The sequence below is a fragment of the Mesorhizobium sophorae genome, from assembly GCF_002270415.1.
Lineage (GTDB): Bacteria > Pseudomonadota > Alphaproteobacteria > Rhizobiales > Rhizobiaceae > Mesorhizobium > Mesorhizobium sophorae.
In genome coordinates, this window is sequence record NZ_NNRI01000013.1 from 633,799 (window position 1) to 648,116 (window position 14,318).

The following is a 14,318-nucleotide window of genomic DNA, read 5'->3' on the forward strand; positions in this document are numbered from 1 at the left end:
AGCGACCGAGGTTCCTGTTCCGTTCGGGGAATTGCCCGTGCTAACCCAGAACCATTCGATAACCAATCCGGCGGAAATAGGTCAAATGCCACCGCGTTGGATTCCTGATTCTTTAACAATGCCGCCTAGCATGAGCCCAACAAAACAAGAAACTGCGGGCATCAGGGGTTTCGGGCGTGAGGGGCAAGGCCATATCGATGATCGGCATCGCCGCCGTTTTTGGCGCGATATCGATCTTTGCCGCGGATTTCTGGGTCAAGAGCCAGGCCAGGGCAGATAGCGAAGCGAAGACGGCGTCGATCCCCGCGCCAGTTGCACCCAAGATCGAGTTCAAGACCATCGTGGTGGCCAATGCTCCGTTGCGCTATGGCATGGAGCTCGACCGCACAAAGCTCAGCGAAATTCCCTGGCCGCAGGATTCCCTGCCGCAGGGCGCCTTCCCGACCATCGATGGATTGCTTGGCGACGGCAATCGCGTGGTGCTGACGCCGATCGAGGTCAACGAGCCGGTGCTGCTCACCAAGCTGTCGGGGCCAAATGGCCGCGCGACGCTCTCCAACATGCTGACGCCCGGAATGCGGGCGGTGACCATCCGCACCGACGAGATTGCCGGTGTCGGCGGCTTCGTCACACCGGGCGACCGGGTTGACGTCGTGCTGACCCGCGATGCCGGCGAAATCCAGGAGGTGGCCAAGAACGCGCAAGGCGCCGCCGGTTCGACCATCACCTCCGAAATCGTCGTCTCCGATGCCAAGGTGCTGAGCGTCGGGCAGGGCGCCGACGAGCGCCAGACCACGCCGCAGATTGCCAATTCCGTGACCATCGAGGTGACCACCGAAGGCGCGAAGAAAGTGGCACTTGCCCGCACCGTCGGCTCGCTGTCGCTGTCGCTCCGCTCCGCCAGCGAAGGCGATGACGGGAAGAACGGCGTCACCACCATCTCTTCGTTCGGCGGATCGGTCGCCTCCAACGTGCAGGCCGCGGCCAGTTCGTTGTTCAATGCCGTGGCGAAAGAGCCGGAGAAACCGAAATTCAAGACGGTCATCGTGACGCGCGGCACGAAGGCAGAGGAATACCAGGTTCCTTCGCCGGACCAGCAATAGAAACCAGTGGGGACTGGGTGAGGGACGGGACAATGTTCGGGCTGATTGCATATCGGGTCATGGGACGGTTGCGCGTGTTGCGCACCGTGGCTGTGGCGGCTTCACTGGCTGCCGCAGGGACGCTGGCCTTCGGCGCCTCGGCAAGGGCCGACAACGACATCGTCTATGTGTCGACGACCAAGAATGCGTCGATCAAGGTGGCCAAGGGCAAGCCGAAGACGATCATGACCAGCGCCGCCTTCTACCAGATCGTCATCGGCGATCCGGAGATCGCCAACGTCAATCCGCTGACCGACAAATCCTTCTACGTGCTCGGCAACAACCTCGGCACCACCGGCATCGCGCTGTTCGATGAGAAGAAGCAGCTTGTCGGCACCGTCGACATCGAGGTGACGCTCGACACCGACCAACTGGCCAGCACCATCCGCGCCAGCGTGCCGGACGCCAGGATCAAGGTCGGCTCGGCCAATGGCCGTGTCGTGCTGTCGGGCGAGGCCGATGACGCGGTCGCCGCAGAAAAGGCAAACAAGATCGCGACGCGTTTTTCCGGCGCCGAGGAGGTGATCAACTCGGTCAACATCTCGTCGTCGCAGCAAGTCCAGCTCAACGTCCGCTTTGTCGAGATCAACCGCCAGGCGGGTCAGGATCTCGGCGCCAAATACAGCGCCAATTTCGCCTACGGCCTCGGTGGGCGCGACGTCACCATCGATCCGGGTGCCCTGCCGGGGGCCGGGACCGGCGAGATCATCGGCCGGTTGCTGTCGAACGGTGTGTCGATCGATATCGCCATCAAGGCGCTGGAAGAGCGCGGCCTGGCCCGTCGGTTGGCCGAACCGAACCTGATCGCCCGTTCCGGCCAAACGGCAAGCTTTCTCGCCGGCGGCGAATTTCCGATCCCGGTTTCCGAGGACAACGGCCAGATCTCGGTCAGCTACAAGAAATATGGCGTCAGCCTGGACTTCACGCCGACGGTGCTGAAGGACGGGTTGGTCAGCCTGGACATCGCGCCGGAAGTCTCTTCGATCGACGCGTCGGCCTCCTACAATATCGGCAGCATATCGGTGCCCGGCTTCATCGTGCGCCGCGCCAGGACGTCGGTCGACCTGAAGAATGGCCAGAGTTTCATGATCGCCGGATTGCTGCAGTCGCAAAACGACATCATCACGTCGCGCATTCCCGGCCTTGGCAAAATGCCGGTGCTTGGGGCGCTGTTTTCGTCGAAATCCTATCAGCGGCGCGAGACCGACCTGGTCATGATCGTGACCCCCTATCTGGTCAAGCCGGTCGATCCGTCGAAGAAACTCATCGTGCCGACCGATGGTACGCAGGCGGCCAGCAACGCCGACTATTTTCTCAACAACACCGACGAAGTGAAGACCTCCGACACCAATCGCGCGTTGGCAATGGCCGGCGGCACAGTCGCGCAACCGGCTGCCGTAACCACGGTCGGGCATTTTCTCGACCTGCCGAAGGACTGAAACCATGCGTCTGGCCTTGAGATCGAGCATTGCCTTGCTGCTGGCCGGCTTCGCCGCCGGCTGCACTAGCGACGACTATGTGCGCACCGAAGGGGTGACGCCGGCCGCTGGCAATGCACAAGCCGCCGACACCGTCATGCAGATGGTCGATCCCTGGAAATACGGTGTCCAGAACACAAAACTTCTCGTTCCAGCCCAGCGCGGCGACGTGGTGGCCATCACTCCCGATCAGGCGGCCGAGGCGAAGGCGTCGCAATCCACGACAGGCAACTGATCCAACAGGCGGCGACCGGACAGGCTGAGAGAATGGCAAACGGCATCAAGACCAGGAAGATCCTGCTCGTATCGACCGACAGGACCTTTGTGCAGGACACGCGGACCGCATTCGCCGCCTCCGAGGTCATCCAGCTGTCGACAGTGGAGAAGAATGTCACGGAGTTGCGCGGCGAGATCCAGGAGGCCGATTTCGGCGCCATCATCGTCGACATGGATGCGGCAAGGCTGGAGGAGGTCGAGTCGCTGCAGCGCATCATGCGCCGGCTGGAGGACAAGGTGCCGGTCGTCGTCGTTACCCAGGAGTTCAATGCCGCCGCGGTGCGCATCCTGGTACAGCTCAAGGTCGCGGATTTCCTGGTCAAGCCGATCACCACCGCCGACCTGGTGCGCTCCGTGGTGCGGGCTCTGCAAGGGCCCGGTCGCGAGGAAAACACCGAGTCGCAGATCTACACCTTCATGCCGGCTGCGGGCGGCGTCGGCACCACGACGCTGGCACTTCAGACCGCCTTCCAGCTGCATCACTCGGTGACGCGCGGCGCGTCGACTTGCGTGGTCGACCTCAATTTCCAGCAGGGCGCCTGTGCCGAATATCTCGACCTCGAACCGCGTTTCGACATCACCGAAATCGAGAACCAGCCCGAACGCCTCGACCGGCAACTGCTCGACGTGATGCTGTCGAAGCATGCCAGCGGGCTTTGCGTGCTGGCGGCGCCGACGCATCCGGCGGAAATGCGCTCGTTCAAGACCGATGTCGTGGTGCGCATGCTGGACCTCGTTTCGGCCTATTTCGACAATGTCGTCATCGACATGCCGCGCACCTGGTTTCCGTGGACGGAGACCGTGCTGCTCGGTTCCAACAAACTCTACATCGTCGCTGAAATGACGGTACCGTGCCTGCGCCACACGCAGCGTCTGATCCAGGCGGTCTACGAGACCGCCGGCAAGGAAGTGAAGCCGAACGTCATCGTCAACCGTTTCGAGCAAAAGATGTTCGACAACGGCATCAAGCAGGCGGACGTACAGCAAATCCTCGGCGAACATTTCGTCGGCGGCATTGCCAACAACTACCGGCTGGTGCGCGAGGCGGTCGATCGCGGCGTGCCGCTGCACGAGATCGACCCGAACGCCAATGTCGTCAACGATCTGAAGAAGATCATCCTGCCGGAGGAAGCAGTCCAACCCCGGGCGAAATCGCGCTCGCTGTTTGGCATGGGCCGGGGATTGCTGAAGAGGAAGGCCGGATGACCAGCCGCTTTTCCACCCTGCAGAACCGCGATGCGCGTCCGCAGCGCGCTGCCGAGCCGATGCCGGTCGCGCATCATGCCGTCGTCATTCCGACGAACCGAAAGGCTTTGACGGCAAAGCCGGAAGCCGCACCGGCAAAGAATGCCAACAAGGTGCTCGATGCGCGCGTGCGTATCCACCGGCTGCTGCTCGAGGAGATCAACCTTGTCGCGCTGGAGCGTTTGCCCAAGGATGAGATGCGCCGGCAAGTATTTGATTTCGTGTCGGAAAAGACCAAGCAAGAGCGGATGGCGATCAACACCGTCGAGCTTGACGCGCTGGTCGACGACATCGTCGACGAGATGGTCGGCCTTGGTCCGCTGGAGCCGTTGCTCAAGGATCCCGACATCAACGACATCCTGATCAACGGCCACCAGAACTGCTTTGTCGAAAAGAAGGGCAAGCTGCAGCCGGTCCATATTCCGTTCAAGGACGAGGCGCATCTGCTGCGCATCGTCAACAAGATCGTTGCCGCGGTCGGCCGCCGCGTCGACGAATCACAGCCGATGGTCGACGCACGCATGCTGGACGGCTCGCGTTTCAATGCGGCCATCCGCCCGGTTGCGGTCGACGGGCCGCTGGTGTCGATCCGCAAATTCTCCAAGAACAAGCTCGGCCTGCACAAGCTGGTCGAATTCGGCGCCATCACCCAGAACATGGCCGAAGTGCTGGCGGCGGCCGTGCATGCCCGCAAGACGACAATCATTTCGGGCGGCACCGGCACCGGCAAGACGACCATGCTCAACGCGCTGTCGGCATTCATCCCGGAAGATGAGCGTTTGATCACCATCGAGGACGCGGCTGAGCTCCAGCTGCAGCAGCCGCATGTCGCGCGCATGGAGACGCGTCCCGCCAACATCGAAGGCCATGGCGAACTAAAGCAGCGCGATCTGGTTAAGAACGCGCTGCGCATGCGCCCCGACCGCGTCATCCTCGGCGAATGCCGCGGCGAGGAGGCCTTCGACATGCTGCAGGCGATGAACACCGGCCACGAAGGATCGATGGCGACCATCCATGCCAACACGCCCCGCGACGCCATTTCGCGCCTGGAGCAGATGCTTGGCATGACCGGCATGCCGATGACGGTGCAGTCCATCCGCAGCCAGATCGCCAGCGCGCTCGACCTTATCGTGCAGCTGACGCGCCTGTCCGACGGCAAGCGCAAGGTGACCAGCGTCGCCGAGGTGACCGGCATGGAAGGCGACGTCATCCAGATGCAGGAGATCTTCCGCTTCGTGCGCACCGGCATGGACGCCGACGGCAAGATCCTCGGCCACTACGAGGCGACCGGCATCCGGCCGCGTTTCCTCGAGGATTTGCGCGCCATGGGCATCGAGTTCCCCGGGCGATACTTCGAACCCGGCCGGCCGCAGGAGTAGTCAGGTGTTCGACGGGCTCAGCGCGATCTATGTCGTCTATGCCGCAGCGGCACTTACCGGCATCCTGATCGCCGAGGCCTGCTACCTGCTCTATGCCGGCCGCAGTGACAAGCGCACCGCTATCAACCGGCGCATGAAACTGCAGGAAAACACGATCAGCCAGGAGCAGGTGCTTGTGCAACTGCGCAAGGAGCGCGGCCTTGACGCGGGTACGTCGCTGTTCTCGCCGGAACGGTTCCGCGCCTTGCGAACCCAGTCTGGCATGGTCATGCCGCTGCCGAAATTCCTGATGACCACCTGCGGCGCGGCATTCGCCGCGGCTCTGGCCGCCATGTGGTACGGCTTGCCGCCGCTGCTCGGGCTCGTCCTGTTTGTCATGCTTGTGCCGATCCTGCCGGTGATGACGCTGCGCTTCAAACGCGGCCGCCGGCTGAAGCGGTTCGGCACGCAACTGCCGGAGGCACTGGAACTGATCACGCGCGGCCTGAAGGCCGGCCATCCGGTGCCGGTGGCGGTCGCTATGGTGGCGCGCGAGATGCCCGACCCGATCGGCAGTGAATTCGGCGTCATCGCCGACGAGGTGACCTATGGATCGGACCTGGTTTCGGCCTTGAATTCGCTGTTCGACCGGGTCGGCCATGAGGACCTGCCGCTGTTCGTCACCGCCGTCTCGATCCAGAGCAGTTCGGGCGGCAATCTGCGCGAGATCCTCGACGGCCTGGCGTTGACGATCCGCGAGCGTGGCAAGCTGCGCCGCAAGGTGCGGGCCATTTCGACCGAAGGCCGCATGTCGGCCTACATTCTGACGGCGATACCAGCACTGCTGTTTGCCGCCATCATGACGCTGATGCCAGCCTTCTACCGCAACGTCTGGGGTGAGCCGCTGACCTGGTACCTGATTGGCGGCTCTGTCGCCTGGCTAATGCTGGGCAATCTGATGATGTTCAAGATGTCGAATTTCAGGTTCTGACATGCAAGCCTTCATCGAATTCCTCGCCTCGCTTGCGCCGACCTCGTTGATGCCCGTAGCCATCCTGTTGCTGGCCGTGGGCGCCGTCGCGGTGGCCTGGCCGATGGTGGCGGCGAAGGGCGACCGCAACGACGTCATGCGCCGGCTCAAGGTGGATCACGGTGCGGTGGCCGCGAAGCCCGAGCCGGTGCCGAAGAAGAATACCAGCATCGTGCGCGAGAAGGCGGTGAAGAGGGCGCAGGAATTCTATGCCAAGAGCGATCCGGAAAATGTCGCCCGGCTGCGCATGACGCTCATCCAGGCGGGCTACATGGAGCCGCGCGCCGTCGGAATGTTTTTCCTCGTCCGGTTCATTGCGATGATCGGCACGGCCATCGGTGTCTTTGTGCTCAACCAATGGATGGCCAGTCCAGACGCGACGATGGCCAGCCGGTGGACGTTCGTCATCCTGTCGGGAGCGGCCGGCTACTTCCTGCCTGGGCTGGTGCTGAGCCAGAAGGTGCGGGAAAAGCGGCGCGAATACCGCAACGGCTTTCCCGATTTCATGGACCTGATGATCGTTTGCTCGGATGCCGGCATGAGCATGGAGGCCGGCATCGAGCGCGTTTCGAAGGAACTCGCCAAGACCTATCCCGCGCTCAGCCAGAACCTGCAGCTTGTGTCGCTGGAGCTGAGGGCAGGGCGCAGCCTCGACGATGCGCTGAAGGCGCTTGCCGACCGCCTCAGCCTGGACGAGGTGCGTTCCTTCGCCACGCTTCTACAGCAGTCGAAGGAACTCGGCACCAGCCTGTCGGGCGCGCTGCGCGTCTTTTCCGATGAAATGCGCCACAAGCGCATGTCGCTGGCCGAGGAAAAGGCGCACGCCCTGCCGGCCAAGATGTCGGTGCCGGTAACGGTGTGCATCCTGCCGGTGGTGCTGATGATCGCCATCATCCCGATCATCGTCAAAATGATGACGGAGCGCTAGGAAGCGCGTCCCTCGAACGCCCAGTCCAAGCTGTGTCTTGCACGCGGCCCGGTCAAGATCCTCTGGCCTGCACCGGGTGGTTAATGGCTGGTGTGCCCAAAGCTTAATTTTGAGCGTGTTTCGGCACCGAAGTTTAATCGCCTTTCCTGTAATGTGTTTCCTGAAGAACGACCCGGCAAATCGGGCGATGAGGCAGGGGCATGCGTCACAGTAATTTCACGGCAATGGCTGCGGTGGCGGCCGTCTTAATGATGTCTGGTTGTACGACGAGTGGCGTCGACACCACCAAGACCACGGCCATCCAACCGGTGGCAAAGGACATCGATACTTCCGATCTGGCGCAAGGCAAGGCGCAGTTTCGCGACGCCAATTACGGCCTCGCCGAACAGCATTTCCGCAAGGCCGTCGAGTTGAAGGCCGACAATGCCGAAGCCTGGATGGGGCTCGCCGCTTCCTATGACGAACTTGGCCGCTTCGACTTCGCCGACCGAGCCTACGACCAGCTTCTGAAAGTCGCCGGCCGCAAGCCGCAGATCGTCAACAACATGGGGTATTCGCAACTGTTGCGTGGCAATCGCAAGAAGGCCAAGGCGCTGCTGCTCGAAGCGAGGGCCGGCATGGCCGATCCGACGGTCGTCAACGCCAATCTCGCCCTCTTGAACAAGGGTTGATCTGGTCGTCGCGTCCTGGAGCCGGATGATTTCAGGTCGAATCGACCTGACATCTGAATCCGCTTCTAAATCAAATGGATAGAGCAAGATGTTGTCCGAAAATCGCTCACACTTTTCGGCATCATGCTCCAGGGTGCTGTTTCGGGACACAGGGCATGGACGCTTTGTAAACCCTATGCGCAGGTTGCGTCGGAAGACCGGCTGAAAACCCGTATCCGAGGGCTGCCGCTGACCTAGAATGCAGTGCAACCGCCGACTCTCGAGAGGCCCTCGCCCAACATGTTGGACTTCAGTTCGCTCCTGCTCGCGGCCGCGCTGTCGGGCACATGCCTCAGCGCTACCATGTTTGCGATCTGGTTCACCGCGCCCAAGGCACGCTTTGTGCTGACTGTGGCGTGCGGCATCCTGGTGCTCGTCGCGCATGTGATCCTGTTTTGGCGATACACCAAGGAACCCGATCCGGTGCTCTGCCAGATCGTGCTTGCGCTGCTCAGCCTGGGGTTCCTGATCCTTTGCCTGTCGGCCATGCAGTATCTCGGCGTGCCCAGCCACAGACGTGCCGTTGCACCGACGCTCGCCGCCATGACTATTTGCGCGGCCGTGACCTCCATCGGCCTCGACGGTGTCGGCTTCATCATCACGTACGCGACGGTGACGGCGCTGCTCTCGGCGATCGGCGCCATGTTCTGGATCAACGGCAGCCATGATCGCCGGATCCTGCTGGTGGTTTCGTTTCTGAGCGGCACCTGTGCGGTGTCGTTCGCGCTCTGTGGCATGGTTTTGCTGGGCAGGGGGCAGTGGGCGCTCGCGATCGCGCCCGACAATTGGGCCGAACGGCTGAACTCCGTCGTGGCGGTGGCCTGCATGACCGGGCTCGGCGCCTTGACGCTCTCCCTCCATCATCTCCAGGCGCAGATCGAACTGAAGGCCGAGACCATGACCGACCCGCTGACCGGGTTGATGAACCGCCGGGGATTGATGTCGCTCTATGGCGAGCGGAGTTTCGGTCCATTCATGTCCGTCGTCATGTTCGACCTCGACCACTTCAAGCGGACGAACGACGTCTACGGTCACCCGATCGGCGACCAGGTGCTGTGCCGCTTCGCCGCCGTCATCAAGAAATATGCCCGGACCGGCGTCGACGCCTTTCGCCTGGGCGGCGAGGAATTTGCCGTCGTTATGTCGCGGATGACGGAGGAAAGGGCCTACGACCTCGCCAGCAAGATCGGCGTTGCCTTCGGCACCGAAATCGTTGCCACCCCGCTCGGCCCGTTGCGCAGCACGGTCAGCGGCGGCATCGGCTTTGGCGAGGCCGATGGCCGCAGCCTCGACGAGGTGCTGGCCGAGGCGGACATAGCGCTCTATGCCGCCAAGCGCGCCGGGCGAAATTGCGTCATCAGCCGCAAAGGAATGAGCAAGGCCGAACCGGGCAAGCCGGCCTTGCGCTCAGCGTAGTTACTCGGCCGCACCCAGATAATCCGACAAAGGCGGGCAGGAGCAGACCAGGTTGCGGTCGCCTGCAACATTGTCGATGCGCGACACCGGCGGCCAGTATTTTGCTGCCGTGTCGGCGTCACCGGCGGGATACGCCGCCTCCAGACGCGAATAGGGATGGTTCCACTGGCCGGCCAGCGCCTCGGCGGCGGTGTGCGGTGCGTTGACCAGCGGATTGTCGGCCAAAGGCCATTCGCCCTTGGCGACTTTCGCTGCCTCTCCGGCGATGGCGATCATCGCCTCGCAGAAGCGGTCGAGTTCCCGCTTGGGCTCGGACTCGGTCGGCTCGACCATCAGCGTGCCGGCGACCGGGAACGACATGGTCGGCGCATGGAAACCATAGTCGATCAGGCGTTTGGCGACATCGTCGACACTGATGCCGGCGCTCTCCTTGAGCACGCGCGTGTCCAGGATGCACTCATGGGCAATGCGATCGTGTCTGCCCTTGTAGAGGAGCGGGAAGTGCGGTGCGAGCCGCGTCGCCACGTAGTTTGCCGAAACGATCGCCGTCTCGGTCGCCTGCTTCAGGCCGGAGCCGCCCATCATGCGGATGTACATCCAGGTAATCGGCAGGATGGAAGCACTGCCGAAGGGGGCGGCCGACACGGCATGCGCCGAGCCTTCGGTGACATGACCCGGCAGATAGGGTTTTAGGTGCGCCCTTACGCCGATCGGGCCGACACCTGGGCCGCCGCCGCCATGCGGAATGCAGAAGGTCTTGTGCAGGTTCATGTGGCAGACATCGGCGCCGATGTCGCCGGGGCGAGCGAGGCCGACCAGCGCGTTGAGATTGGCGCCGTCGAAATAGACCTGTCCACCATGCTCATGGATGAGGGCGCAGAGATGGCGCGCGCCTTCCTCATACACGCCATGCGTCGAGGGATAGGTGAACATCAGCGCCGCGAGATTCTTGGAATGCTCATTGGCCTTGGCCCGCATATCGTCCATGTCGATATTGCCATCCTCCAGGCAGCGCACGACGACGACGCTCATGCCGGCCATCGCCGCGCTCGCAGGATTGGTGCCATGTGCGGAAGATGGGATAAGGCAGATGGTGCGATGGCCTTCGCCGCGCGAGCGGTGATAGGCGCGGATGGCAAGCAATCCGGCATACTCGCCCTGGCTGCCGGCATTGGGCTGCAGGCTGACCGCGTCGAAACCGGTGATCTCCGACAGCCAGCCTTCCAGTTCGCCGGCCATGGCGCGGTAGCCGGCCGAATGGTTGGCGGGCGCGAACGGATGCAGGTTGGCGACGCTTGGCCAACTCACCGGCATCATCTCGGCGGCGGCGTTGAGCTTCATGGTGCAGGAGCCCAGCGGGATCATAGTGCGGTCGAGCGCCAGATCCTTGTCGGCCAGCCGGCGCAGGAAGCGCATCATCTCGGTTTCCGACTTGTTCTCGTGGAACACAGGCTGGGTCAGAAACTCCATGCCGCGCGGCTTTCCCGGCACCGTGCTGTCAGCCGAGGGACCAGCCTTGGCGCCGAACAATGCCGCGATCGCGTCGAGATCGGCATCGGTTGAGGTTTCGTCGAAGCTGATGCCGATATGGTCGGCATCGACGACGCGCAGCAGCCGGCCGGTCTTTTCGGCCGCAGCGGCGATCTGCGCCGCCTTGCCCTTCGTCTCCACCGTCACCGTGTCGAAGCGGCTGGCGCCGATCACCGCCACGCCTGCCGCCTCGAGGCCGCCTGCCAGACGGTTGGCCAACGCGTGGATGCGCCCGGCAATCGCCTGAAGCCCGGCGGGGCCGTGCCAGATGGCATAGGCGGTCGCCATGTTGGCAAGCAGCGCCTGCGCGGTGCAGATGTTGGAGGTCGCCTTGTCGCGGCGGATATGCTGTTCGCGTGTCTGCAAGGCAAGCCGGTAGCCGGGCCGGCCCTTGCTGTCGGTCGACTGGCCGACCAGGCGGCCAGGCATCAAGCGCGTCAGCCTGTCGGCGACGGCGCAATAAGCGGCGTGCGGGCCGCCAAAGCCCATCGGTACGCCAAAACGCTGCATTGGTCCGACGGCAATGTCGGCGCCGAGCTTTGCTGGCGCGTCGGTAAGCGTCAGGCCGAGCGGGTCGGCGATGAACACGACCAGCGCGCCGGTGGCGCGTGCCTTGTCGATCGCCGCCTTGTGGTCGCCATAGACGCCGAACGTGTCCGGCCAGGAGACAAGCAGGGCGGCGGTGTTGTCGTCGATCGCCTCGCCATCGATCTCGATGCCGAGCGGTTCGGCGCGAGTGCGCACCACGTCCAGCGTCTGCGGATGCGGCGTGCCGGCAAGCGCCACCTTGGTGCGTTTGTCGCGGTGATGGCGCAAGGCGATGCCGACCGCTTCGGCGACCGCCGTTGCTTCATCGAGCAGCGAGGCCGACGCCACCGGCAGGCCAGTCAATTCGGCGACCAGCGTCTGGAAATTGAACAGCATTTCGAGCCGGCCCTGGCTGATCTCCGCCTGGTAGGGCGTGTAGGCCGTGTACCAGGCTGGGTTCTCGAACAGGTTGCGCTGGATGACCGGTGGCACGTGGACGCCGTGGTAGCCGGCGCCGATGAAGCTCTTCAGCACCGTATTTTTCGCCATGATCGCCGACAGTTCGGCCAGCGCTTCCGCTTCGCTGGCCGGAGCTGGCAAGGCGAGCGGCTGGTCGAGGCGGATCGATCTCGGCACGGCCTGGCTGATCAGCGTCTCGATCGAGGGAACGCCGATGACGGCGAGCATTGCTCTGGTGTCGTTGACGCCCGGGCCGATGTGGCGGGCCATGAAAGGGTAGGGTGCTGCGGTCATGTGTCGAGATCCTGATGTCAACCGATATGGGCTTTATAGGCGGCCTCATCCATGAGGCCGGCGAGTTGGCTTTCGTCGGCAAGCTTCATCTTCCACAGCCAGCCGGCGCCGGTCGCCGCCGAATTGACCAGCGACGGATCCGACGACAGCGTCCCGTTGGCCTCGGTGATCTCGCCGTCGACGGGCGCATAGACGTCGGAGGCCGCCTTGACGGATTCGACCACCACGGCGGTGTCGCCCTTGGCCAGCTTCTTTCCCGTCTCGGGCAGTTCGACGAAGACGAGATCGCCAAGCTGCTCCTGGGCGTAGTCGGTGATGCCGACGGTGGCGATGCCGCCTTCGACGCGGAGCCATTCGTGATCTTCGGTGAAATAGGTCGTTGCCATCGAATTCATCCTTTGCGGTAGCGATGCGGTGTGAAGGGCAGGGAACTGATATCGACTGGGATCTTCGTGCCGCGCACATCGGCGAAAACCCGAGTGCCGGGCTTTGCCAGCGGCGTTGCGACATAACCCATGGCGACCGGATGGCCGGCCGAGGGGCCGAAGCCACCCGATGTGACATGGCCGGCGGGATTGCCGTCGGCATCAAAGAGCGCGGCGCCGGCGCGCACCGGCTGGCGGCCGTCGGGCTTCAGCCCGACCCGCTTTTGCGCCGGTCCCCGCTCCACGGCGGCGCGCAGGGCGCCGGCGCCGATGAAGGCGCCGGTTGCTCGGATTTCTTTCGGGATCGCCCACATCAATCCGGCGCTGGCCGGGTCGGTCTCCGGTGTGATGTCCTGGCCGTGCAGGCAGAGCCCGGCCTCCAGCCGCAGGCTGTCGCGCGCGGCAAGGCCGATCCACAGTACGCGTTCATCGCCGAGCAATTTTGCGACAAGGTCGCGCGCATCGGCCTCCGGCAGGCCGATCTCGAAACCGTCCTCGCCGGTATAGCCGGAGCGGCTCATGAACCAGTTCTGCCGAGGCTCGACACCATGCATGAACAGCAGCGAGCCGGTCTCGATGCCGGCGCGGGAAAGGGTGGCCCAGGCTTCAGGGCCCTGGATGGCCAGGAAGACACGGTCGAGCGGCTCGACCTTGACGTCAAAATCCGCGGCAAGCGCACGCAAATGCTTTTCGTCGGCCACGGCGTTACCGGCGTTGGCGACCACCATAAAGCGGATATCGCCCAGCCTAGTGACGATCAGGTCGTCCAGGATGCCGCCTGACTCATTGAGGAAGAAGGACAGTTTGGACTGCGAGATTTCGAGCGCGGCTGCATCCAGGGGACAAGCGCGGTTGAGTAGCGCAACCGCCTCCGGCCCACTGACCTCGAACAGCTTCATATGCGAGATGTCGAAGAGGCCGGCATGCTCGCGGGTGTGAAGATGCTCCTTCATGACGCCGGCCGGATAGGTCAGCGGCATCGACCAGCCGGCAAAGGCGCCAAAGCGCGCACCAGCGGCCACGTGGATATCTTCGAGGGGAAGGTGTTTGGTGTCGTCGCCCGTCATGTCATCTCCAGAGTCGCACGCAATCGGTCGCGAATGGCGACCAGTCCGTGCCCCTCTGTCTGAAGCCTGAGAGACTCGCGCAACCGGAACTCTGTCAGCGGCGCTTACACCTTCGGCGCGGGGGCAAGCCCCGACTTTCCAGAGTGTCTTTCCCGTCTACGGTTCTTTTGCCTGAGAGATTTCGGGCGATTTCCCCTTCGGCGACAGCTTTCGCTGTTCTCTCCCGCAAACAGGTAGGACTCGCAAGAGCCCTCGACTCGTCATCCATAGCCTGTCGACGACACATTGTCACCTGTCAGCGACGTCTTTGATGCATGTCGTTTTCCCAAGACGGCAGCACACTTTTGGGTGACATGCATTGGCTGACAAGTCTTCGCTAACCACGCCGTTTGCCGGTTTTTCAAGACACTGCTGATATCGTGGCGGCGGTGA

General features: G+C 63.2%; 12 protein-coding genes and 1 riboswitch. Of the genes, 9 read left to right on the plus strand and 3 right to left on the minus strand.

The window, feature by feature from the left end:
- Positions 1 to 176 precede the first annotated feature (176 nt).
- From cpaB to CGZ66_RS22410, 9 genes are all read left to right on the plus strand, one after another.
- Entirely contained in the window at positions 177 to 1,103 is a 927-nt protein-coding gene (gene cpaB, locus CGZ66_RS22370) for a Flp pilus assembly protein CpaB (protein WP_245331172.1), read from the plus strand.
- A gap of 59 nt (positions 1,104 to 1,162) precedes the next feature.
- Positions 1,163 to 2,581 (plus strand): type II and III secretion system protein family protein, encoded by a 1,419-nt coding sequence (locus tag CGZ66_RS22375; RefSeq protein ID WP_425352302.1) that lies wholly within the window; start codon positions 1,163 to 1,165, stop codon positions 2,579 to 2,581.
- A 4-nt stretch (positions 2,582 to 2,585) separates the two neighbouring features.
- The gene (locus CGZ66_RS22380; protein ID WP_095087876.1) at positions 2,586 to 2,855 is read left to right on the plus strand and encodes a hypothetical protein; all 270 of its coding nucleotides are present in this window, start codon (positions 2,586 to 2,588) and stop codon (positions 2,853 to 2,855) included.
- 32 nt (positions 2,856 to 2,887) lie between these two features.
- Positions 2,888 to 4,102, plus strand: a complete 1,215-nt coding sequence (locus tag CGZ66_RS22385; RefSeq protein ID WP_095087879.1) for a CpaE/TadZ family protein — start codon at positions 2,888 to 2,890, stop codon at positions 4,100 to 4,102.
- A complete protein-coding gene (locus tag CGZ66_RS22390; RefSeq protein ID WP_095087881.1) occupies positions 4,099 to 5,520 on the plus strand; it encodes a TadA family conjugal transfer-associated ATPase in 1,422 nt (473 codons plus the stop codon). Before CGZ66_RS22385 ends, CGZ66_RS22390 begins: the two co-directional genes overlap by 4 nt.
- Before the next feature lie 4 nt (positions 5,521 to 5,524).
- Entirely contained in the window at positions 5,525 to 6,490 is a 966-nt protein-coding gene (locus CGZ66_RS22395; RefSeq protein ID WP_095087883.1) for a type II secretion system F family protein, read from the plus strand.
- A gap of 1 nt (position 6,491) precedes the next feature.
- Entirely contained in the window at positions 6,492 to 7,457 is a 966-nt protein-coding gene (locus tag CGZ66_RS22400; RefSeq protein WP_095087885.1) for a type II secretion system F family protein, read from the plus strand.
- 200 nt (positions 7,458 to 7,657) lie between these two features.
- On the plus strand, positions 7,658 to 8,128 hold the full coding sequence (locus tag CGZ66_RS22405; protein ID WP_095087887.1) for a tetratricopeptide repeat protein: 471 nt from the start codon (positions 7,658 to 7,660) through the stop codon (positions 8,126 to 8,128).
- A gap of 279 nt (positions 8,129 to 8,407) precedes the next feature.
- Positions 8,408 to 9,583, plus strand: a complete 1,176-nt coding sequence (locus tag CGZ66_RS22410; RefSeq protein WP_095087889.1) for a GGDEF domain-containing protein — start codon at positions 8,408 to 8,410, stop codon at positions 9,581 to 9,583.
- Here the strand turns inward: CGZ66_RS22410 and gcvP are convergent, their stop codons facing one another.
- Genes gcvP through gcvT form a run of 3 tightly spaced genes read right to left on the minus strand, consistent with a single transcriptional unit; the run spans position 9,584 to position 13,886 of the window.
- Complete coding sequence (gene gcvP / locus CGZ66_RS22415) at positions 9,584 to 12,394, minus strand: aminomethyl-transferring glycine dehydrogenase (RefSeq protein ID WP_095087891.1); 2,811 nt, start codon at positions 12,392 to 12,394, stop codon at positions 9,584 to 9,586.
- A 17-nt stretch (positions 12,395 to 12,411) separates the two neighbouring features.
- Entirely contained in the window at positions 12,412 to 12,780 is a 369-nt protein-coding gene (gene gcvH, locus CGZ66_RS22420) for a glycine cleavage system protein GcvH (RefSeq protein WP_095088133.1), read from the minus strand.
- Positions 12,781 to 12,785: 5 nt separating this feature from the next.
- On the minus strand, positions 12,786 to 13,886 hold the full coding sequence (gcvT, locus tag CGZ66_RS22425; protein ID WP_095087893.1) for a glycine cleavage system aminomethyltransferase GcvT: 1,101 nt from the start codon (positions 13,884 to 13,886) through the stop codon (positions 12,786 to 12,788).
- Between the two features lie 149 nt (positions 13,887 to 14,035).
- Positions 14,036 to 14,122: riboswitch (glycine riboswitch) on the minus strand.
- Between the last annotated feature and the right edge of the window lie 196 nt (positions 14,123 to 14,318).

Bases quoted from the DNA above. Each gene is read 5' to 3' on its own strand.
- CGZ66_RS22380 (WP_095087876.1), top strand. From the start codon at position 2,586: ATGCGTCTGGCCTTGAGATCGAGCATTGCCTTGCTGCTGGCCGGCTTC.
- CGZ66_RS22410 (WP_095087889.1), top strand. From the start codon at position 8,408: ATGTTGGACTTCAGTTCGCTCCTGCTCGCGGCCGCGCTGTCGGGCACA.
- CGZ66_RS22375 (WP_425352302.1), top strand. From the start codon at position 1,163: ATGGGACGGTTGCGCGTGTTGCGCACCGTGGCTGTGGCGGCTTCACTG.
- gcvH (WP_095088133.1), bottom strand. From the start codon at position 12,780: ATGGCAACGACCTATTTCACCGAAGATCACGAATGGCTCCGCGTCGAA.
- CGZ66_RS22385 (WP_095087879.1), top strand. From the start codon at position 2,888: ATGGCAAACGGCATCAAGACCAGGAAGATCCTGCTCGTATCGACCGAC.
- CGZ66_RS22400 (WP_095087885.1), top strand. From the start codon at position 6,492: ATGCAAGCCTTCATCGAATTCCTCGCCTCGCTTGCGCCGACCTCGTTG.
- CGZ66_RS22390 (WP_095087881.1), top strand. From the start codon at position 4,099: ATGACCAGCCGCTTTTCCACCCTGCAGAACCGCGATGCGCGTCCGCAG.
- gcvT (WP_095087893.1), bottom strand. From the start codon at position 13,886: ATGACGGGCGACGACACCAAACACCTTCCCCTCGAAGATATCCACGTG.
- gcvP (WP_095087891.1), bottom strand. From the start codon at position 12,394: ATGACCGCAGCACCCTACCCTTTCATGGCCCGCCACATCGGCCCGGGC.
- CGZ66_RS22405 (WP_095087887.1), top strand. From the start codon at position 7,658: ATGCGTCACAGTAATTTCACGGCAATGGCTGCGGTGGCGGCCGTCTTA.